The sequence below is a fragment of the Pseudomonas sp. DR208 genome, assembly GCF_019823005.1.
In the GTDB taxonomy this organism is placed as follows: Bacteria; Pseudomonadota; Gammaproteobacteria; order Pseudomonadales; family Pseudomonadaceae; genus Aquipseudomonas; species Aquipseudomonas extremorientalis.
On record NZ_CP081944.1, the window covers coordinates 3,823,669 to 3,843,697 of the forward strand.

Sequence of the window (20,029 nt, forward strand, 5' to 3'; positions counted from 1 at the left end):
ATACATGTTACTAAACATGTAAGAAAATCACTGCCTCAGGAGTCCTTGTATGCGCAATAAAGTCTTTGGCCGCCGCAGCGGCCTGCAGGTATCCGAACTGGCCTTGGGCACCGGTAATTTCGGTACGGGCTGGGGCCATGGCGCCGAACGCGACGAAGCCAAGGCGATTTTTGACGGGTACCTCGAAGCCGGGGGCAATTTCCTCGATACCGCCAATGGCTACCAGTTCGGTCAGGCCGAAAAGCTACTGGGGGAATTTATCGCCTCGGAACGCGACAACCTGGTGGTGGCCACCAAGTACACCCTGCGCACCGAACCGTCCGATGAAGGCACGATCCGGCTCGGTAACAACCGCAAGAACCTGGTGCGCTCGGTGGAAGAAAGCCTCAAGCGCCTGAACACCGAACGCATCGACCTGCTCTGGGCACACATGAGCGACAACGTCACGCCCATGGAAGAGATCCTGCGCGGTCTCGATGATCTGGTGCGCGCCGGCAAGATCCACTACGCCGGCCTGTCCAACTTCCCCGCCTGGCGCATTGCCCGCGCCGACCTGTTGGCCGAGGTACGCAGTTTCGCGCCGATCATCGGCATCCAGGTGGAATACAGCCTGGTCGAGCGCAGCGCCGACCGCGAGCTGCTGCCAATGGCCGAAGCATTGGGGCTGGCCGCCACGCTATGGTCGCCCCTGGGCGGTGGCTTCCTGACCGGCAAGTACCGCAACACCCAGGACGACAACCGCGCCAACAAACTCGGGATCCTGGTGCACGCCGAACACACTGCGCGTGAAACCGCAGTGCTCGATACGCTGCTGGCGGTTGCCGGTGAAACCGACGCCACACCGACCCACGTCGCCATCGCCTGGCTGCGGGACAAGGCCCGGCGCTCGACCACCGCGCTGGTCCCGATCCTGGGTTCGCGCACCCGCGCCCAGCTGGACAGCACCCTTGGCGCGTTGAATGTGCATCTGTCGGCCGAGCAAATCACCCGTCTTGACACCGCCAGTGCCATCCCGCTGGGCGTGCCGCACGGGATCATCGCAGAGCGCTTCCCCGTCGATAACGGCCTGGACACCCCGCGACCACCGGTTATCTGAGGCGAAAAAAAACGGCCTGTCGAACAGGCCGTTTTTTATTCAATGATGCAACTCAGGCAAGGCTCTTACTGACCACCTCGAACACATCACTCGACAACTCACCGGACGCCAGAATGCGCTCCAGCTCGGCTTTCATCAGCGCCTGGCGCGCGCTGTCGTATTTGCGCCAGCGGGTCAGCGGCGCCAACTGGCGCGAAGCGATCTGCGGGTTCAAGCCATTCAACTGGATCACCAGGTCCGCCAGGAAGCGATAGCCCGAACCGTCCGCCGCGTGGAAGTTGATCAGGTTCTGCCCGGCAAAGGCACCGATCAAGGCGCGTACCTTGTTAGGGTTCTTGAGCGTGAACGCCGGGTGCTCCATCAACGCCTTGACCCGCGCCAGCCCGCCCGGCAACGTGCTGCCAGCCTGCACGCTGAACCACTGGTCCATGACCAGCGGGTTGTCCTTGAAGTTCTCGGCAAACACCGCCAACGCCTGTGCTTTCTCCGCCTCGAACGGCGAATTCACCAGCACCGCCAGCGCGGTCAGGCGCTCGGTCATGTTGTCGGCAGTGTCGAATTGCTCGATGGTCGCCGCCAACACTTCTGGCTTACCGCTGAGCATCAGGTACGACAGCGCGATGTTCTGCAACGCGCGACGGGCAAAGTGCTCGGCGGCCGCCACGTACGGCGTTTGTCTGGACAGCTCGCGATTGGCCTGGTAACGCAACCACAGCGCCTCGTGCAGGTTGTCCGCCAGTTGCTTGCGCGCAAACTCACGGGCGGCATGGATGGCATCCACATCCGCCACGTCGCTGATTTCAGTCAGGTAGGCTTCACCCGGCAACGACAGCATTTCCGCGACCATCGCCTGATCCAGGCTTTCATCACTCAGCACGCTGCGCAGCGCAGTGATCAAGCGCTGATCCATCTTCAAGGCCTGGCCCTGTTGATGCTGCTCAATCAACTCCTGCAGCACCTGCACCGACAACTGCTGGCCGGCGTCCCAACGGTTGAAACCGTCACTGTCATGCTGCATCAGGAACATCAGTTGGTCGCGGCTGTACGGGAAGCTCAGCTTCACCGGCGCCGAGAACCCGCGCAGCAGCGAAGGCAACGGCTGTTCGGCGATATCAACGAAGGTAAACGTCTGCTCGGCCTCGGTCACCGAAATCACCCGCGACGTGCCTCCCGCAGCCGTCTCACCGGCCAGGCGCAAGGCAATGCCAGCGCCCTTCCCGTCCAGCAAGCCCAGCTCCACCGGAATTACGAACGGCAGTTTTTCCACCTTGTCCGGGGTTTGCGGGCAGCTCTGGCGGAAGGTCAGGCTGTAGGTTTTCGCCGCCGCATCGTAGGACTCGCTCACAGCCAGGCGCGGCGTACCGGCCTGGCTGTACCAGCGCTTGAACTGGGTCAGGTCGGCGCCGTTGGCGTCCTCCATGGCCTTGATGAAGTCGTCGCAGGTCACGGCCTGGCCGTCATGGCGTTCAAAGTACAGGTCGCTGCCCTTGCGGAAGCCTTCGGCGCCGAGCAAGGTGTGGATCATGCCGACCACTTCCGAGCCCTTTTCGTACACGGTCAGGGTGTAGAAGTTGGAGATCTCGATGAAGCTGTCCGGGCGCACCGCGTGGGCCATCGGACCGGCGTCTTCGGCGAACTGATGGGTACGCAGGTACGCCACGTCCTGGATGCGCTTGACCGTGGCCGAGTTCATGTCGGCGGAGAATTGCGAGTCACGGTAAACGGTGAAGCCTTCCTTGAGCGACAGCTGGAACCAGTCGCGGCAGGTCACGCGGTTGCCCGACCAGTTATGGAAGTATTCATGGGCAACGATCGCCTCGACCCGCTGGTGCGCGGCGTCGGAGGCAGTTTCGGCACGGGCCAGCACGGCGCTGGAGTTGAAGATGTTGAGGCCCTTGTTTTCCATGGCGCCCATGTTGAAATCGTTCACCGCGACGATCATGAAGATGTCGAGGTCGTACTCACGGCCATAGGTTTCTTCGTCCCAGCGCATGGACTTTTTCAGGCTGGTCATGGCGTGCTGGCACTTGTCGATGTTTTCCGGCTCGACGTAGATGCGCAGCGCCACGGTGCGGTCGGTCATGGTGGTGAAGGTATCTTCGACACACCACAGGTCGCCGGCCACCAGGGCGAACAGGTAAGCCGGTTTCTTGAACGGATCTTCCCAGGTTGCCCAATGGCGGCCGTCCTCACCCGGACCGCTGGCGATCGGGTTGCCGTTGGACAGCAGAATCGGGTAGCGGTGATGCTCGGCGATCACCGTGGTGGTGAAGGTGCTCATCACATCCGGGCGATCGAGGTAATAGGTGATCTTGCGAAAGCCCTCGGCCTCGCACTGGGTGCAGAACATGCTGCCGGACTTGTACAGGCCTTCCAGGGCAGTGTTGGTTTCCGGATGGATTTTTACCGTGGTATCCAGGGTAAACGTCGCGCTTTGCGGATGCACCGTCAGGTGGCTGTCGGTCAGCTCGTAGTCACCAGCGCTCAGTGCCTGATCGGCCAGGTTCACGCTCAACAGCTCCAGCTGCTGGCCGTCCAGCACCAACGGCGGCAAACCGGCGCCGCGCTCGGGATTGCGGCGCATCACCAGTTGCGCGTGGACCAGGCTGTGGTCCTCGAACAACTCGAAGGTCAGGTGGGTCTCGTCGATCAGGTAGTCCGGCGCCTGATAGTCCTTGAGGTAAATCATCTTCGGTTGTTCGGTGCGCATGGGTGGCATCCTTCTACTGATGCACGGCGAGCTGGTAGGCCGTGTACTTACGAATATTGATCACGCCGGTATCGAAGATCAGGTACTGGCCCTTGATCCCCAGCAGCGTGCCTTCGGCAATCGGGTTCTTGTCCAGGTTGAAGCTGACGATCTTCGCCGGATACTGCTCCACCGGGTAGCGGATTTCGAGCGGCTCGATGTCGGTGACCGGTTGGATGGCCTGCAGGCCAAAGCGTTCCTGCAAACCCAGCAGGCCGTCAGCACAGGCGGCGAACAGATGGTCACGCATCTGCTTGAGGTCGACGGACTGGGCGTCGCCCTTGAGCAGCGCACGCCAGTTGGTCTTGTCGGCCACTTGGCTGCGGAACAGGTCTTCGACAAAACCGGACTGCTGGCGGGTAGCCACGCGCATGATCGGCAGCGCCTGGCTCGCGCCCTGGTCGAGCCAGCGTGTCGGCAACTGGGTGGCACGGGTGATGCCGACCTTGATGCCTGACGAGTTCGCCAGGTACACCACATGGTCGGTCATGCAGAATTTCTCGCCCCAGCCTGGATCGCGGCAGGTGCCGGCGTCGTAATGGCAACGCTCGGGGCTCATGATGCACAGGTCACACTGGGCCAGCTTGGTCATGCACGGGTAGCAATACCCCTGGCTGAAGCTGGTCTTGGTCTTGCGGCCGCAATGGCTGCAATGGATGGCACCGAGGTATTCCAGGCGCACGTGGGTGCCGATCAACGGATTGACCGGCACCTCGGCACTTCCTAAGCGAAACGCGTATTGAACGGTCGGCTCACCGAGTTGCGCCGACATCTTGCTGACTGCACCGCGACCGATTTCAATCAATGGATCGCATCCGACTTGAACAGGATGTTCGGCACGGTGGTCGACTTCGACTGGCATTCCTGCGGGCCCATGTAGCCGGTGCGCTGGTCTTCCGGCAGGTTCTGGATTTCCCAGGCAATCACCGCCTGCAACGACAGCTCACGCTGTTCGGCAGTGAGCTTGCGGCCATCGGACCACTTGCCGATTTCCACGGCGAGCTTGAGGCTCTCGTAGATATCCGGGGTGATGTTTTCGATCATTTCAGCAAAAGAGGACATGAGGCTCTTCCTTATCAAATAGACGATTTGCGACGGCTGTACAGCCCGCCCAGCAAACCTGTCAGGCAACCGATGACCAAGCCGCCGACATGGGCCGCGTTGGCGATTTCGCCGAAACCGATCATCGAGACCAGCCCCGACAGGCAGAGCAGCAGCCAGACCAGCATCATCACCAGTACCCCACGGGGCAGGCGATAGGCCGGGTTGGGCGACAGCAGTTGAAAAATCCAGCAATGCCCGAGCAGGCCATACAACACGCCGGACAACCCACCGAACAGACCGGGGCCACCATAAGCGTATTGAGCGTAGTTGGAGACCAGGCTGAACAACAGGGTCAGGCCCAGCAAGTTGATACTGCCCTGGCGCGCCTCTATCCGCCGGCCCAACTCCCAGTACCACATGCCATTCATGGCCAGGTGCAGGATGCCGAAGTGGATCAGCATCGGCGTGACCAACCGCCACCACTGCCCCGCCGCCAGACTGTCGGCCAGCGGCGTGAACTGGATGTACTCGCCGATAATGCGAAACTGCAGGAATGTCAGCCAGCTCATGGCTTGCAGGTTTTCACCGAGCAAGGTCACCGCGCCGACGATGATGCTTGCCAGCAACACCAGTGCGGTCAATGGGCTGTGCCGCAGTTGCTGGACAAATCCAGGGCGCCTGGTCGCTGCCTGTTCGGGAATATCCAGTTGCCGGTCCGGGTCACCGGCGGGAAAGCGCTGGTACAGCACGCGCACGTCGTCGCTGATGGTCTCGGGCACCCATAACACTTGCTCCCCGGCCTCTTCACTGACGCGATGGGGCACCTGCATGCGGTGCAGCAGTTGGATAAAGCCGCCCAGGTCCACACTCAGTGGCAGGCGCAATACGGCCACAGTACTCATTGGATGACCTCGGGCCGCTCAACGTCGACCCAGACGAATTTATTCGGGTCCAGCCGCGTTTCCTGATCCAGGCGGTACGCCACCAGCTTGCCGTACAGCACCGCGCTGTAGTCCAGGCAGGCCAGGTTCGGGCGGATCGGCGCCGGTTTGCCGCTGCGCCAGTAGTGCCCGACGAACAACAACGGTTCGTCGACGCCGTAGCGCAGCAGGGAATTCTTTTCGGTGGACGACAACGGTGTACGCGCCACCGGCTCGGGCAGTGCATCGGGCTGGAACACGATATCGCCGTAGGTCTTGGGGTCGTCTTCCCAGAACTTGGTGCGGAAGAACGAGCGCGTCAGGCCATCGCCACCGGTCAACGTGAGGCCGTCCGGCAAACGCATGTCGGTGCCGCGCAACAGGCGGTCGAACGCATTGCAGGCAAAACTGCCTGGCACGGCGGCGGCCTGCAGGAAGTGCTGGTCGATGCAGCCGTCCGGGAAGGTGCCACGCAGCGGCTGGATAAAGCCATCATCCCAGCACGCATGCACCACGCGGAAGCGCCCGGCATCGACAAACAGCGGCATGTCGTAGAACCAGCCGAGGAAATCGTGCCAGTCGGCCGGGTGATGTTCGAACTGGGTCAGGGTCTCGTGGATCAACCGCGCATGCCGTGGGTTGTGCTCACGCACGAACTGCCTGCCACTGCCCGGCGGTGCCGGTGTGGTCCAGCCCAGGGCGTTGAACTCGTGGTTGCCCATGATGCACAGCGCCTGGCCGGCCTCGGTCATGTCGTGGACGATATGCAGCGCCTCGCGGATGCGCGGGCCACGGTCGATGATATCGCCGAGGAACACCGCCATACGCGTTGGATGGCGCCAGGTGCCGCCCTGCTTGTGGTAGCCCAACAGGTCGAGCAAGTGCTCAAGGGTATGGGCGCAACCGTGCACGTCACCAATCAGGTCGTAGCTACGCGCGGGATCGAGCATCAGTCGCCTCCACCCCCCAAGCGGCTGCCCCAGCCCAGCTTGGTGCGGCACACTTCGTAGTAGTTGTGGTCCAGCGGGTGGATCAACCGCAACTTCTGTGCCTTCTTGCTCACGGTGATGGTGTCACCGGGGGCGCAGGTGAAATGGTTCTGCCCGTCACACGAGACCTGCGGGTAGATCTGCATATCTTTGGACACCACGATTTTCAGTTCACTGTTGCCGTCGACCACAATCGGCCTGCTCGACAACATATGGGGATACATCGGCACGATCACAATGGCATCCAGCTTGGGATGCATGATCGGGCCACCCGCCGACAGCGCGTAGGCGGTGGAGCCGGTAGGCGTGGCAACGATCAGGCCGTCGGCCTTCTGGCTGCACACGAACTGACCGTCGATATACAGTTCGAACTCGATCATCCGCGTGGACTTGCCGGGGTGCAGCACCACGTCATTGAGCGCATCGCCCTGGCCGATGGCTTCGCCGTGGCGGCGCACTTCTGCCTGCAGCAGGAAGCGGTTCTCCACCAGGTAATGACCGTCGAGCACCTTGGCCACTTCGACTTCCAGCTCATCCGGGCGGATATCGGTGAGGAACCCCAGGCTGCCCCGGTTGATCCCCAGCACCGGCACGTTATGTCGCGCCAGGGCACGGGCCGCGCCGAGCAGGCTGCCGTCGCCGCCGACCACGATGACCATGTCGCACACTTCACCGAGCATCTTGCGCGACGAGGTCTGCAGGCCGTGGCCCGGCAGGATTTCAGCGATGGTGTCTTCGAGGATCACATGCAGGTGACGCTCCAGCAGGAATTTTTTCAGCCGGCGGACGGTGTCCAACACCTGGGTACTGCCCAGGCGACCGATAATGCCGATATTGCGAAATTGCTCCATGGGGCTCCTGCGGGATGTGGAGTGTGGCAAAAAAGAACGATTATGGGCGAAAGGCCGTCTCAGGCAAAATCCTTTGTCGCCGTGAAGCCTTGATGACAACGGTTCTCAGCCACCTTCAGCGCAGTTAAAAGGCTATGCTCGGACCATGACTGTGTTCCCCGATCTGCACAACCTGCCCCGCCAGCTGCGCCACCCTGAGGTGCGCGACCTGGCGTGGGTGATGCTCGCCCCGCCGATGCTCGCGCAAACGCCATGGCCGCAACGTCACCCGCTGGCCGGCAGCGACTGGGTGCAGGCGCCGCATCTGCTGGAACGCTGGCTACGCCAACTGGACCAGGACAGCAGCGCCTTGCAGCAGTGGCTGAGCCTGTCACGTACGCGTCGCCTGGGCCTGTATTACGAACGCCTGTGGCAGTTTGCGGTGCAGCATGCGCCGGGCGTGGAATTGCTGGCCGCCAACCTGCCGATCCGCCGTGCCGGGCACACCCTCGGCGAGCTGGACATGTTGCTGCGCGACCGCGATGGCGTGCATCACCTGGAACTGGCGATCAAGCTGTATCTGGGCCCGCAGGACGGTAATGGCCAGGACACTGCGCAATGGCTCGGCCCGGGCTGTCATGATCGACTGGACCGCAAGCTGGCGCATCTGGCCCAACATCAGTTGCCGATATCGGCGCGAGAGGAGAGCCGTGAAGTGCTGGCCGCGTTGGATGTGCAGCAGTTTGATGCGCATTTGTGGCTGGGCGGCTACCTGCTCTACCCCTGGCCCGGCCAGGCTATGGCTCCCAGTGGCGCGCATCCGCAGCATTTGCGTGGGCGCTGGTTGCATCAGCGTGACTGGCAGGCGTTTGTCAGCCTCAGCCAACCGGGCCGTTGGCAGCCCCTGCCCCGGCATGCCTGGCTGGCGCCGGCGCACTACCCCACGGAAGAAGTGTGGAGCGAACAACAGATGCACGGCTGGCTGGCCGACCTGGACCCGATGGCTCCGGCGCAGCTGCTGGTGCGGCTGGTACAGGTGGGTGAGGATTGGGAGGAAGCCGAGCGGTTGTTTCTGGTGGCGGATCTTTGGCCGAATGTGCCGGGGGCGGGTTGAGGTTTTGTCGTGAATGTCAGGGCCTCATCGGGGGCAAGCCCCCTCCCACAGGGGAATGCATTCCCAATGTGGGAGGGGGCTTGCCCCCGATAGCGGTTGCCCAGGCACTACAGCTGATCGATATGCCGATACTCCAACTGCAACCTCATTGCCAACAGCGGGGACCGACCTAGCCTGATCGGCCCACGCTCGATATCCACCAGCAGGCCCGGGCACTCCAACAGCGGCAGCCCATTAATGTCCTTGAGGCGCCCGTCGGTAATCACCAGCAGCCGCTGCTGTTCGGCCGGATACCGTTTGCGCCGCACCGTCAACCAGTCCCCCGCCTCGGTGAGTGCCGCCAGCAATGGCGTACCGCCGCCCGCGCCCAACTGTTCCAGCCAACCCGCCAAGCCCTTGGCCGCTTTCAACCCCTGCACCTGCCACTTCGGCGCCTGCCCGCTGGCCGTCAACAGTGCCATGCGCGACCGCTGGCGGTAGGCGTCGTCAAACAACTGCGCCAACAAGCCCTTAGCGTCGGAGAGCGCTCGATGTCGTCGGGTGGACGCCGACGCATCGACAATCACCAACCACAGCTCATGGGCCGCACGACTGCGCAGGTGAAACAGCAAGTCCTCTCGCGTTTGCGGCCGACCGCCGAGCAAGGTGCCCGGCCAGTTGATCGCGCCCTGCTTCGCGCTGCGAGCCTTGCCTTGCCTGCCGTTACCTAGTCGCCCTGCCTTGGGTCGCGCATCCGCCCCCGCGTCAGGTCGAGGGCGAATGCCTAGGGCTTTTTTGGCCAGGCGGGCACTTCTCGGCGTGCGCCAGTGGGCAGCGCCGGTGCGGGCATATCGCCCCATTGGCCTTGACCGGGCGAGGTGTCGGAGGGTTTCTGCGACGGCCCTTCGCTCGGCGGGCTGGCCGGTGGAGGAGACTGTTCCTGACGGCGATGGCGAAGAGCGAATTCAGCAACCGCTTGGATATCTTCCTCGGCAATGGCACTGGCTCCCCGCCAAGCGGCATGAGCCCTGGCACCGCGCAACCAGACAAGGTCCGCACGCAGGCCATCGACCCCCGCCGCAAAGCAGCGCTCGGTGATCTGCGCCAGTGCAAGGTCGTCCAGTGCAATGCTGTCGAGCCGCGCCCGTGCCTGGGTACAGCGCTCGCGCAATGCCGCTTGTGGCACATCCCACTGGGCGCAAAAGGCAACAGGGTCGCTGTCGAAATCCAGGCGACGCCGGATGATCTGCCCACGCTCGGCCGGCAAGGTCTGCCCGCTCAAGGCCACATTGAAACCGAAGCGATCGAGCAGTTGCGGGCGCAACTCGCCCTCCTCCGGGTTCATGGTGCCGATCAGCACGAAGCGCGCCGAATGGCGATGGGAAATGCCATCGCGCTCGATCAGGTTGGTCCCGCTGGCGGCCACATCCAGCAGCAGGTCCACCAGATGGTCGGGCAGCAAATTGACTTCATCGACGTACAGCACGCCACCGTCGGCCTTGGCCAATACACCGGGGGAGAATTGCGCCCGGCCTTCGCCCAATGCAGCGTCCAGGTCCAGCGTGCCGACCAGGCGCTCTTCAGTGGCGCCCAAGGGCAAGGTCACGAACTGACCACTGGCCAGCAGGTCGGCCAGACCCCGCGCCAGGGTGGACTTGGCCATGCCGCGCGGGCCTTCGATCAGCACACCGCCAATCTTCGGGTCGATAGCGGTCAGGCACAGCGCCAGTTTCAGGTCATCGGCGCCGACCACGGCGGACAGCGGGAAATGGGGAATATCAGTCATCAGCTGTCTTCTTCTATATCCAGCAACAGGTTTTCCAACGCCTCGCGGTATGCCCCCGGTTCCTGCCACATGCCACGCTGCTGGGCTTCCAGCATGCGCTCGGTCATGTCGCGCAGTGCATCGGGGTTGTGCTGTTGCACAAAGGCCCGGGTGTCGGGGTCGAGCAAGTAGGCGTCGGCCAACAGTGCGTATTGGTGATCGTCAATCAGTGCGGTGGTGGCGTCGAAGGCGAACAGATTGTCCACCGTCGCGGCCATTTCAAACGCACCTTTATAGCCATGGCGCTTCACGCCTTCGATCCACTTGGGGTTGGCGGCGCGGGAACGGATCACCCGGTTCAGCTCTTCCTTCAACGTGCGGATCTTCGGCAGGTCAGGCTGGCTATGATCACCGTGGTAGCTGGCGGCCTTGTCGCCGCTCAGGGTTTCCACGGCAGCGAGCATGCCACCCTGGAATTGGTAGTAATCGTTGGAATCGAGCAGGTCGTGCTCGCGGTTGTCCTGGTTCTGCAAAACGGCCTGCACCTGGCTCAGGCGCTGGGCAAATTGCCCGCGGGCGGCAGTACCTTCGTCGGAACCGCCATAGGCGTAGCCGCCCCAGTTCAGGTAAACCTCGGCCAAGTCTTCACGGCTTTGCCAGAGACGCCCGTCGATCGCGCCCTGCACACCGGCACCATACGCGCCGGGCTTGGCACCGAAGATGCGCCAGCCGGCCTGTTTTGCCGCGGCCTCTGCGTCCAGGCCCGAAGCCAGCAACGCTTCACGCTCACTGCGCACCTTGGCGGCCAGGGGGTTCAGCTCGTCCGGTTCGTCCAGCGCAGCCACCGCCTGCACCGCCGCATCGAACAGGCGGATCAGGTTGGCAAAGGCATCCCGGAAGAAACCGGACACGCGCAACGTTACATCAACGCGCGGACGATCCAGCAGGCTGACGGGCAGGATTTCAAAGTCATCCACGCGCTGGCTGCCCGTCGCCCATACAGGGCGCACGCCCATCAGCGCCATGGCCTGGGCGATGTCATCGCCGCCGGTGCGCATGGTCGCGGTCCCCCAAACCGACAAGCCGAGTTGGCGCAGGTGGTCGCCATGGTCTTGCAGGTGCCGCTCCAGAATCAGGTTGGCGGATTGGAAACCGATGCGCCAGGCGGTGGTGGTAGGCAGGTTGCGCACATCGACGGTGAAGAAGTTGCGCCCGGTCGGCAACACATCCAAACGCCCACGACTCGGCGCACCACTGGGGCCAGCGGGCACGAAACGGCCGCTCAAGGCATCCAGCAAACCGCGCATTTCTGCCGGGCCACAGGCATCCAGCCGAGGTGCCACGACAATACGCAGGCTTTCGATTACGGCCTTCACGTCCTCCCAACCGGGCTCTTCCAATTGCTCAAGCGGCCCTTCCAGGGCTTGCTCGATCAATCGCGCCGCGTAAAGCTCCAAGCGTTCACGGGTATCGCCGGCGGTACGCCACAACTGCCCGTCGATCTTCTGTAGCACCAGCGGCCGGCGTCCAGTCCAGGGTTCGGCCAGGGCGCAGTCCAGCGGGTCGAAGCCCAGCTCGAAGGCCTTGGCCAGCACGCGCAGCAAGCTCGACTGCGGGCCACGGCCATCGCCACGCGGGATGCGCAGCAGCGCCAACAAGGTATCGATACGCAGGCGACCCTCGGGTGACTCGCCAAAAATATGCAGGCCGTCGCGGATCTGCGATTCCTTCAAGTCGCACAGGTAGGTGTCCAGGCGCGGCAACCACACGGCGGCATCGGCGTCGCTCTCCAGCTCAAGCTCCTGGTCGATGCGGGTTTCGCGCACCAGCTTGAGAATGTCCTTCTGCAGCTCCAGGGCGCGGCGCGGATCGAGCAACTGCGCTTCGTAATATTCGTCCGCCAGCAGCTCCAGGTTACGCAGCGGGCCGTAGGTTTCGGCACGGGTCAGCGGCGGCATCAGGTGGTCGATGATGACTGCCTGGGTGCGCCGCTTGGCCTGGGCGCCCTCGCCCGGGTCATTGACAATAAACGGATATATATTCGGCAGCGGCCCCAGCAACGCATCGGGCCAGCAGTTTTCCGACAGGCCCACGCCCTTGCCCGGCAGCCACTCCAGGTTGCCGTGCTTGCCCACATGGATCACGCCGTGGGCGCCGTAGGTGTGGCGCAGCCAGAAGTAGAACGCCAGGTAAGCGTGGGGCGGCACCAGGTCCGGGTCGTGGTACACGGCGCTGGCGTCCACCTGATAACCCCGCGCCGGCTGGATGCCGATAAACGTCAGGCCCAGGCGCAGGCCGGCGATCATCAGGCGACCGTCGCGGCACATCGGATCGTTCTGCGGCGCGCCCCAGCGCTCCAGCACTGCCTGGCGATTGGCTTCGGGCAGGCACTGGAACATCGCCTCGTACTCGTCCAGGCCCAGGCTTTGATGGCAAGGGCGCAAGTCGAGGCTGTGCAGGTCGTTGGTGACGCCGCCGAGCAACTCGTGGATCAACGCCGTGCCGCTGTCCGGCAATACGTCCGGCAGCGGATAGCCTTCGGCTTGCAAGGCACGCAGGATGTTCAGCGCCGCCGCCGGTGTATCCAGGCCCACGCCGTTGCCGATGCGACCGTCGCGGGTCGGGTAGTTGGCGAGGATCAGCGCAATGCGTTTCTCCGCATTCGGCACCCTCGCCAACTCGACCCAACGCCGCGCCAGCTCGGCGACAAAATCCATGCGTTCCGGCGCAGCGCGGTAGCACACCACGTCCGACTGGCTGCGTTCGCTGCGCCAGGCCAGGTCCTTGAAGCTGATGGGCCGGCTGATGATGCGCCCATCCAGCTCCGGCAACGCGATGTGCATCGCCAGGTCGCGGGGGCCGAGGCCCTGCTCGCTGGCCTCCCAGCCGGGCTGGTTGTCCTGGGCACAAATGGCCTGGATCACCGGGATATCGCGGCGAAACGGGCGCAAATGCGGCGCTTCGGGGCTGGATTGGGCGAAGCCGGTGGTATTGAGGATCACCGCCGCGCCGACCTCATCCAGCAGGTCCTCGACCACCGCCAGGCAGCCGGGCTCTTTCAAACTGGCCACCGCCATCGGCAACGGGTTAAGCCCCGCTGCGTGCAGGCGCTGGCAGAACACATTGATAAAACCGGTATTGGCCGCCTGCAAATGGGAGCGGTAGAACAACACCGCCGCCACCGGCCAGTCGGCGTTCCAGTCTGCCTGCCAATGGTTCAGGCGGGCGCTGGCGTGGTGCGGGTGATAGATCGCCGTGCGTGGCAGGGTTTGGGGCTCGGCCCAGGCATAGTCGCGCCCCAGGTAGGCGCTGGCCAGGCAGCGATAGAAATCCAGGGCATTGCCCAGGCCGCCCTGACGCAGGAAGTGCCACAGCCGATCACGCTCTTCGGCACCGACGGTGCTCAGCCCGCTGAGTTCCGGGTCCGGGCGATCATCCCCCGGCACCAGGATCAGCTGCACACCGCGCTCGGCCAGTTCCACCAGACGCTCGATGCCGTAGCGCCAGTAACCGATACCGCCATGCAGTGAAATCAGGATGACCTTGGCGTGGCGCAGCACCTCATCGACGTACAAGTCGACCGAGGCATGGTTCTGCACCTGCATCGGGTTGGCCAGGCGCAGGCTCGGGTAGTCGTCGGGCAACTGCCGGGCCGCTTCGGCCAGCAGCGCCAGGCTGGAATCGCCGCTGCACAGGATCACCAGGTCAGCGGGGGTTTGGCCAAGGTCGGCAATATTGTCGTCCGAGACGAAACCACCGGGCTGGGTCCTGAGCAGGTGCATGGGTCAGACGCTGAGGGCGGCGCGCAGTTGCGCTTCGAGGCCCGCCGCGTCCAGTTCCTGGCCGATCAGCACGAGGCGCGTGGTGCGTGCCTCTTCAGCGCCCCAGGCACGGTCGAAGTGTTTGTCGAACCGCGTGCCCACACCCTGGATCAGCAGGCGCATCGGTTTGTTCGGGATGGCGGCGAAACCTTTGACGCGCAGGATGCCGTGTTGCACCACCAGTTGCGTCAGGGCATCGAGCAGCAGTGCTTCATCGGCTTGCGGCAAGTCGATGGAAATCGAGTCAAACGCATCGTGGTCGTGGTCGTCTTCACCTTCGTGGTGATGATCGTGGTGGCTGTGGCGGCCGTCGATGTGCTCTTCGGAACCGGCGCCCAGGCCGATCAATACGTCCAGGGGCAAGCGACCACTGCTGGCTTCGACGATCTTCACCGCCGGCGGCAGCTCCTCGGCGACTTCCAGGCGCACGCGGGCCAGGTCTTCGGCATTGATCAGGTCGGCCTTGTTGAGGATCACCAGGTCGGCGCTCGCCAGTTGATCGGCGAACAACTCGTGCAACGGCGATTCGTGGTCCAGGTTCGGGTCGAGTTTGCGCTGTGCGTCCACCTGGTCCGGGAAGGCAGCGAAAGTGCCGGCGGCGACGGCCGGGCTGTCGACCACGGTGATCACCGCATCCACGGTGCAGGCACTGCGGATTTCCGGCCACTGGAAGGCTTGCACCAATGGCTTGGGCAATGCCAGGCCGGAAGTTTCAATGAGGATATGGTCGAGATCGCCGCGACGGGCGACCAATTCGCGCATCACCGGGAAGAATTCTTCCTGCACGGTGCAGCACAAGCAGCCATTGGCCAATTCGTAGACGCGGCCGTTGGCCTCTTCTTCGGTGCAACCGATGGAGCACTGCTTGAGGATTTCACCGTCGATGCCCAGCTCGCCGAATTCGTTGACGATCACCGCGATGCGACGGCCCTGGGCGTTGTCGAGCATGTGGCGCAGCAAGGTGGTCTTACCCGAGCCGAGGAAGCCGGTGACGATGGTAACGGGGAGTTTGGCCAGTGTTTTCATCGGATGCCCTTGGGGGCGGGCATATGGGACGATTGGCGCTGCGACGGCGCGCAGCAGCGGATTTCGTCACCGGATCACCCCGCCCGGTTGAAGTAGAAAATCGGTTGCGAGGCAGGTCTCCTGGCTTGGGGCTTGCGGGTCTTGCGACCGGCGCTGGCTGCGCCTTCCCGCCTTGTCGGCAGTGGCGTGGCAGTCAGCTGAACCCTTTACAGTTGCGGGGGCAGCCGCGGCTTGGACCGCGTTCCCTTCTTAGCTTCGGCCTGGGCCGAAGAACCTCGAGGGTGCAAGGCTACGCAGTGCTTGGGGGATGGTCAATGATGGGGTTGGGTTGGCTTGAGTACATATCCATTGCTGCGGTAACGGACATGCCCCCAGAACGCACATCCCCAATTGACTCCCCTCCCACCCCCATGCTCTCCTACACATCTTGTTTCGGGTGCCCTGCAAAGGGTGAAACGGGAAACCGGTGACTCATGCACACACGCATGACAGTCCGGTGCTGCCCCCGCAACGGTAAGCGAGCGAAACGTCATATCCACTGTGCCAGTCGGCATGGGAAGGCGACGTTTTCAGGCATTGAGCCCCTCGCAAGCCCGGAGACCGGCCCGAAAAAATCAGATAACAAACCCGCGGTGGGCGGGCGCTGTTCAAAGCCCTGCGTGCCTGGCTCGCGGGGCTTTCATGCGCTCGTTTCACCCTGACACCTGAAAGGGACGCGCCATGTCGATCATCAGCAGCACTTCGCACGCCACCAGCAGCACCTCTACCTTGGGCCAACGCCTGACCGCCGCCATCGGTGCGTCGATCCTCGGCGCGTGCCTGGTGTATTTCGCCGGCTTCTCGCATATCGAGGCGGTACACAACGCTGCCCACGATACCCGCCACAGCGCCGCGTTCCCGTGCCACTGAGGCTTGCCGACATGATCAAGCGTATTGCGCAAACCGCAGGTTTCACCGGCCTTCTGGCTGCCCTGTTGCTGACTTTGCTGCAAAGTTTCTGGGTCGCCCCACTCATTCTGCAGGCGGAGACCTTTGAAAAGGCCCCGGCAGCGGCTGAGCTGCACGCACACGCCGACGGCGCAGCTGCACATACCCATGACGCCGAAGCCTGGGAGCCTGAAGACGGTTGGCAACGCGTGCTGTCCACCACGGGTGGTAACCTGGTGGTCGCCGTTGGCTTCGCCCTGATGCTGGCCGGCCTGTACACCCTGCGTGCACCGACCCGTACCGCCCAAGGCCTGCTCTGGGGCCTGGCGGGTTATGCGACCTTTGTATTGGCGCCTACGCTGGGCCTGCCGCCCGAGCTGCCGGGCACCGCCGCCGCTGACCTGGCCCAACGGCAGATCTGGTGGATCGGTACTGCCGCGTCTACTGCAGCCGGTATCGCGCTGATCGTGTTCGGGCGCAACTGGCTGCTCAAGGCGCTGGGCGCGGCAATCCTGGTGGTGCCGCACGTGATCGGCGCGCCACAACCGCAAGTGCATTCGATGCTGGCCCCGGAAGCACTGGAAGCGCAGTTCAAGATTGCTTCGCAGCTGACCAACGTGGCGTTCTGGCTGGCCCTGGGCCTGATCAGCGCCTGGCTGTTCCGCCGCAACCGTGACGATCGATACTCGGCGTGAAACTGGTCGTCGGCCTGGGCTGCCGGGAGGGCTGTGATGTCCACACCCTGCTGGCCTTGTTTGATGCCGCCCTCGTCGAGGGCGGTATCGAGCGCCACCGTATCACTGCCCTGGCCAGTCTTGATCGCAAACAGGAAGAACCCGGGCTGCTGGCCTTGGCCGCGCTGCTGAACCTGCCGTTGCAGTGTTTCAACGCTGAACGACTGGCGATTTATGCCGACCGGCTGAGCCATAAATCGGACGTGGCTTTTGCCCACACCGGCTGTTACGGCATCGCCGAAAGCGCCGCCCTGGCCCTGGCCGAACAGCTCGCCAACGCCCCTGCGCGCCTGCTGATCACCCGCCAGAAAACCGCCCAGGCCACCTTTGCATTGGCGTACGCCGACTGAAAACCCGATAATCGCCCTCTCCGATCATGAGCAGATTTCATGCTCGCCCGTTTTTCATCAGGATTTCCCATGACCGTCTACTTCATCGGCGCAGGCCCCGGCGACCCGGAATTGATCACCGTCAAAGGCCAACGGCTGATCCGCAGTTGCCCGGTGATCATCTATGCCGGCTCGCTGGTGCCGGCGGCGGTACTGGAAGGTCATCAGGCAGAAACGGTGACCAACAGCGCCGAACTGCACCTGGAACAGATCATCGACCTGATCAAGGCCGCCCATGCCAAGGGCCAGGATGTGGCACGCGTGCACTCCGGCGACCCCAGCCTGTATGGCGCGATCGGCGAGCAGATCCGCCATTTGCGCGAGCTGGGCATCCCGTTCCAGATCATCCCTGGCGTTACGGCGGTGGCCGCTTGCGCGGCCCTCCTGGAAACCGAGCTGACCCTGCCCGACATTGCCCAGAGTGTGATCCTGACCCGCTACGCGGATAAAACCAGCATGCCGGCCGGTGAGGACTTCGACAGCCTGGCGCGACATGGCACCACTATGGCGATTCATCTGGGGGTCAACCACCTGGACAGGATCGTCGCCGAACTGCTGCCCCATTATGGCGCGGATTGTCCGGTTGCCGTGGTGCACCGGGCGACGTGGCCCGATCAGGATTGGGCGGTCGGCACCCTCAGTGACATCGCTGCAAAAGTGGCGACCAAAGGGTTTCGGCGTACGGCGTTGATTGTGGTGGGTCGGGTGTTGGCGAGTGACAGTTTCAGCGAGTCATCGTTGTATCGGGCGGGGCATGCGCATCTTTATCGACCTTGATATTCAACATCACAAACCAGATACAACTCATTGATTTTATTGAGTAAATTTATTAAAAGAAATCTGACAGCCCAGCTCTCGCAATGAACATTCAACATTAGATAGATAGCGTAACCTATTGAATTTAAAGCACAAAAAACGGCGCTCACGGGGCGCCGTTTTTTATTTCCGCTGCGAACGCCTTACTCAGTAGTAGGCGTTTTCTTTCTGCGTGTGGTCGGTCACGTCACGTACGCCCTTGAGCTCCGGAATACGCTCGAGCAAGGTGCGCTCGATGCCTTCGCGCAGGGTCACGTCCGCCTGGCCACAACCCTGGCAGCCGCCGCCGAACTTGAGCACGGCAATACCGTCTTCAACCACGTCGATCAGGCTGACCTGGCCGCCGTGGCTGGCCAGACCCGGGTTGATCTCGGTCTGCAGGTAGTAGTTGATACGCTCGTTGACCGGGCTGTCAGCGTTGACGTTCGGCACCTTGGCGTTCGGTGCCTTGATGGTCAATTGGCCGCCCATGCGGTCGGTGGCGTAATCGACCACGGCATCGTCAAGGAAAGCTTCGCTGAAGGAATCGATATAAGCGGTGAAGCTTTTCAGCCCCAGGGCGGTGTCTTCAGGCTTCTCTTCGCCAGGCTTGCAGTAGGCAATGCACGTCTCGGCGTATTGGGTGCCGGGCTGGGTGATAAAGACGCGGATGCCGATACCCGGGGTGTTCTGCTTGGACAGCAGGTCAGCCAGGTAATCGTGGGCGGCGTCGGTAATGGTTATGGCAGTCATGGAAACTCCTCACAGGCTTGCCGGCAGTTTACGCCAAAATATTACGCAGGTACAAAGTCCTAGTATTTCTGTCGGGAAAGGACAACCGGAGCCTCCACGCCAAACCAACGCTTGAGCCTGAGGTATGTAGCCTTTTCCAGCCAGTGATAGCTGTAAAAGGCGCCAGATGCCGTCAGTACAATGCAAACAGGCAATATCAAGTAGGGGCTTATTCCAGTGTGCCCCACAACCCATCGCCCAGCACACAGCACCAGGTCGTGGAGCAAATACACCGAATAGGAACAATCCCCAAGCATCTTCATAAAGCGAGAGCCTTGAAAGTAAGGCTCCAGCATCACAAAACTCATCACCAGCATCGCGCTGGGCATCCCCCACTCCAACACGCGCGGTACATCGGCCCCCTGGTAAATCGCCGCACAAGCCACCACGATTCCCAACAACGGCAGCCATGCCCTGGCCCGAAACAGGCCGCGGCGGTACAGCATGCCGATCACAACGCCCATCAGGAATTCAAAAACCATGTCCTGACGATAAAAATCGCTGGTCAAGTCGAGCGCAGGACCGATGTAGCACGCGAGAAACAGTAGCACCGCCACCACCCACAACCGATAGGACGGGGGAACCAACAAGGCGATGGCAAACAGGACATAGAACAGCATCTCGAAGTTCAGGGTCCAGCCGACATTCAGCAGCGGGTAGACCCCATAACCCCCTGGGTGTTCGGCGCAGAGAAACAGCAGCGACATGAGCGCATGACCCAGTTCGAGATGATCATCTGGAAACATCGAGGGGACGAGCGCGATCACGACAGCCGTGACCAGGGTATAGAACCAATACGCCGGAACTATCCTGGCCACTCGCATAAGTATGAATTGCCTGGGTGTCAGTGACTTGTCAGCAGTCGCCAGGAAAATCACAAGGCCGCTGATGACAAAGAATACGTCGACCCCTATACCGCCCTTATCGGCGAACACGAACTCTAGAGGATTATGTGCCTCATAATCGAAAAACGTCCCCATGAAGTGATGCCCTACCACCACCCACGCCGCCAGCGCCCGTAGCGCCTGTACTGAAATCAACATGATCGGAATACCTGTT

The 20,029-nt window shown here is 62.6% G+C and carries 18 protein-coding genes and 2 riboswitches; of the genes, 6 read left to right on the plus strand and 12 right to left on the minus strand.

Annotation, left to right across the window (positions count from 1 at the left end; translation table 11 throughout):
* Positions 1 to 49 precede the first annotated feature (49 nt).
* Entirely contained in the window at positions 50 to 1,096 is a 1,047-nt protein-coding gene (locus K5K89_RS17385) for an aldo/keto reductase (protein ID WP_222539900.1), read from the plus strand.
* 52 nt (positions 1,097 to 1,148) lie between these two features.
* Here the strand turns inward: K5K89_RS17385 and pepN are convergent, their stop codons facing one another.
* From pepN to K5K89_RS17415, 6 genes are read right to left on the minus strand one after another with little or no spacing between them, the layout of a single operon-like run.
* Positions 1,149 to 3,806 (minus strand): aminopeptidase N, encoded by a 2,658-nt coding sequence (gene pepN, locus K5K89_RS17390; protein ID WP_222539901.1) that lies wholly within the window; start codon positions 3,804 to 3,806, stop codon positions 1,149 to 1,151.
* A gap of 13 nt (positions 3,807 to 3,819) precedes the next feature.
* Entirely contained in the window at positions 3,820 to 4,650 is an 831-nt protein-coding gene (locus tag K5K89_RS17395) for a DUF2797 domain-containing protein (RefSeq protein WP_222541725.1), read from the minus strand.
* Positions 4,647 to 4,907, minus strand: a complete 261-nt coding sequence (locus tag K5K89_RS17400) for a YeaC family protein (RefSeq protein ID WP_017528545.1) — start codon at positions 4,905 to 4,907, stop codon at positions 4,647 to 4,649. Before K5K89_RS17400 ends, K5K89_RS17395 begins: the two co-directional genes overlap by 4 nt.
* A 14-nt stretch (positions 4,908 to 4,921) precedes the next feature.
* Entirely contained in the window at positions 4,922 to 5,791 is an 870-nt protein-coding gene (locus K5K89_RS17405) for a rhomboid family intramembrane serine protease (RefSeq protein WP_071490660.1), read from the minus strand.
* Positions 5,788 to 6,762, minus strand: coding sequence for a metallophosphoesterase (locus K5K89_RS17410; protein ID WP_162276401.1), 975 nt, complete (start codon positions 6,760 to 6,762; stop codon positions 5,788 to 5,790). Before K5K89_RS17410 ends, K5K89_RS17405 begins: the two co-directional genes overlap by 4 nt.
* Positions 6,759 to 7,649, minus strand: coding sequence for an NAD(+) kinase (locus tag K5K89_RS17415; protein ID WP_003217892.1), 891 nt, complete (start codon positions 7,647 to 7,649; stop codon positions 6,759 to 6,761). The genes K5K89_RS17410 and K5K89_RS17415 overlap by 4 nt, the downstream gene beginning before the upstream one ends.
* Before the next feature lie 145 nt (positions 7,650 to 7,794).
* Between K5K89_RS17415 and K5K89_RS17420 the strand changes: the two genes are divergently transcribed.
* Entirely contained in the window at positions 7,795 to 8,742 is a 948-nt protein-coding gene (locus tag K5K89_RS17420) for a DUF1853 family protein (RefSeq protein ID WP_222539902.1), read from the plus strand.
* Positions 8,743 to 8,849: 107 nt separating this feature from the next.
* Here K5K89_RS17420 and K5K89_RS17425 read toward each other — a convergent pair whose 3' ends face one another.
* Genes K5K89_RS17425 through cobW form a run of 4 tightly spaced genes read right to left on the minus strand, consistent with a single transcriptional unit; the run spans position 8,850 to position 15,333 of the window.
* On the minus strand, positions 8,850 to 9,581 hold the full coding sequence (locus tag K5K89_RS17425; RefSeq protein ID WP_222539903.1) for a vWA domain-containing protein: 732 nt from the start codon (positions 9,579 to 9,581) through the stop codon (positions 8,850 to 8,852).
* The gene (locus K5K89_RS17430; RefSeq protein WP_222539904.1) at positions 9,506 to 10,507 is read right to left on the minus strand and encodes an ATP-binding protein; all 1,002 of its coding nucleotides are present in this window, start codon (positions 10,505 to 10,507) and stop codon (positions 9,506 to 9,508) included. The genes K5K89_RS17425 and K5K89_RS17430 overlap by 76 nt, the downstream gene beginning before the upstream one ends.
* Positions 10,507 to 14,268 carry a cobaltochelatase subunit CobN gene (gene cobN, locus K5K89_RS17435; RefSeq protein WP_222539905.1) on the minus strand — a complete coding sequence of 1,254 codons (3,762 nt, stop codon included), beginning with the start codon at positions 14,266 to 14,268 and terminating at the stop codon, positions 10,507 to 10,509. The genes K5K89_RS17430 and cobN overlap by 1 nt, the downstream gene beginning before the upstream one ends.
* 3 nt (positions 14,269 to 14,271) lie before the next feature.
* Positions 14,272 to 15,333: a cobalamin biosynthesis protein CobW gene (cobW, locus tag K5K89_RS17440; protein WP_071490665.1), complete on the minus strand. Its 1,062-nt coding sequence runs from the start codon at positions 15,331 to 15,333 to the stop codon at positions 14,272 to 14,274.
* A 92-nt stretch (positions 15,334 to 15,425) separates the two neighbouring features.
* Positions 15,426 to 15,626: riboswitch (cobalamin riboswitch) on the minus strand.
* Between the two features lie 124 nt (positions 15,627 to 15,750).
* A riboswitch (cobalamin riboswitch) is annotated at positions 15,751 to 15,957 on the plus strand.
* 96 nt (positions 15,958 to 16,053) lie between these two features.
* Here cobW and K5K89_RS17445 point away from each other — a divergent pair.
* The 4 genes from K5K89_RS17445 (at position 16,054) to cobM (ending at position 18,160) form a co-directional block, all read left to right on the plus strand.
* Entirely contained in the window at positions 16,054 to 16,242 is a 189-nt protein-coding gene (locus tag K5K89_RS17445; protein WP_093127496.1) for a CbtB-domain containing protein, read from the plus strand.
* 11 nt (positions 16,243 to 16,253) lie between these two features.
* The gene (locus tag K5K89_RS17450) at positions 16,254 to 16,955 is read left to right on the plus strand and encodes a CbtA family protein (protein WP_222539906.1); all 702 of its coding nucleotides are present in this window, start codon (positions 16,254 to 16,256) and stop codon (positions 16,953 to 16,955) included.
* Complete coding sequence (locus K5K89_RS17455; protein WP_222539907.1) at positions 16,952 to 17,344, plus strand: cobalamin biosynthesis protein; 393 nt, start codon at positions 16,952 to 16,954, stop codon at positions 17,342 to 17,344. The genes K5K89_RS17450 and K5K89_RS17455 overlap by 4 nt, the downstream gene beginning before the upstream one ends.
* Positions 17,345 to 17,413: 69 nt before the next feature.
* Positions 17,414 to 18,160, plus strand: a complete 747-nt coding sequence (gene cobM / locus K5K89_RS17460; RefSeq protein ID WP_222539908.1) for a precorrin-4 C(11)-methyltransferase — start codon at positions 17,414 to 17,416, stop codon at positions 18,158 to 18,160.
* 186 nt (positions 18,161 to 18,346) lie between these two features.
* Here cobM and nfuA read toward each other — a convergent pair whose 3' ends face one another.
* Entirely contained in the window at positions 18,347 to 18,931 is a 585-nt protein-coding gene (nfuA, locus tag K5K89_RS17465) for a Fe-S biogenesis protein NfuA (RefSeq protein ID WP_017528557.1), read from the minus strand.
* A gap of 59 nt (positions 18,932 to 18,990) precedes the next feature.
* The gene (locus K5K89_RS17470) at positions 18,991 to 20,013 is read right to left on the minus strand and encodes an acyltransferase family protein (protein WP_222539909.1); all 1,023 of its coding nucleotides are present in this window, start codon (positions 20,011 to 20,013) and stop codon (positions 18,991 to 18,993) included.
* Between the last annotated feature and the right edge of the window lie 16 nt (positions 20,014 to 20,029).

Excerpts from the sequence above, each read along its gene's own strand:
- K5K89_RS17405 (WP_071490660.1), bottom strand. The coding sequence starts at position 5,791 with ATGAGTACTGTGGCCGTATTGCGCCTGCCACTGAGTGTGGACCTGGGC.
- pepN (WP_222539901.1), bottom strand. The coding sequence starts at position 3,806 with ATGCGCACCGAACAACCGAAGATGATTTACCTCAAGGACTATCAGGCG.
- cobM (WP_222539908.1), top strand. The coding sequence starts at position 17,414 with ATGACCGTCTACTTCATCGGCGCAGGCCCCGGCGACCCGGAATTGATC.
- K5K89_RS17450 (WP_222539906.1), top strand. The coding sequence starts at position 16,254 with ATGATCAAGCGTATTGCGCAAACCGCAGGTTTCACCGGCCTTCTGGCT.
- K5K89_RS17420 (WP_222539902.1), top strand. The coding sequence starts at position 7,795 with ATGACTGTGTTCCCCGATCTGCACAACCTGCCCCGCCAGCTGCGCCAC.
- K5K89_RS17400 (WP_017528545.1), bottom strand. The coding sequence starts at position 4,907 with ATGTCCTCTTTTGCTGAAATGATCGAAAACATCACCCCGGATATCTAC.
- K5K89_RS17430 (WP_222539904.1), bottom strand. The coding sequence starts at position 10,507 with ATGACTGATATTCCCCATTTCCCGCTGTCCGCCGTGGTCGGCGCCGAT.
- K5K89_RS17425 (WP_222539903.1), bottom strand. The coding sequence starts at position 9,581 with ATGGGGCGATATGCCCGCACCGGCGCTGCCCACTGGCGCACGCCGAGA.
- K5K89_RS17415 (WP_003217892.1), bottom strand. The coding sequence starts at position 7,649 with ATGGAGCAATTTCGCAATATCGGCATTATCGGTCGCCTGGGCAGTACC.
- cobN (WP_222539905.1), bottom strand. The coding sequence starts at position 14,268 with ATGCACCTGCTCAGGACCCAGCCCGGTGGTTTCGTCTCGGACGACAAT.
- K5K89_RS17470 (WP_222539909.1), bottom strand. The coding sequence starts at position 20,013 with ATGTTGATTTCAGTACAGGCGCTACGGGCGCTGGCGGCGTGGGTGGTG.
- K5K89_RS17445 (WP_093127496.1), top strand. The coding sequence starts at position 16,054 with ATGTCGATCATCAGCAGCACTTCGCACGCCACCAGCAGCACCTCTACC.
- cobW (WP_071490665.1), bottom strand. The coding sequence starts at position 15,333 with ATGAAAACACTGGCCAAACTCCCCGTTACCATCGTCACCGGCTTCCTC.
- K5K89_RS17385 (WP_222539900.1), top strand. The coding sequence starts at position 50 with ATGCGCAATAAAGTCTTTGGCCGCCGCAGCGGCCTGCAGGTATCCGAA.
- nfuA (WP_017528557.1), bottom strand. The coding sequence starts at position 18,931 with ATGACTGCCATAACCATTACCGACGCCGCCCACGATTACCTGGCTGAC.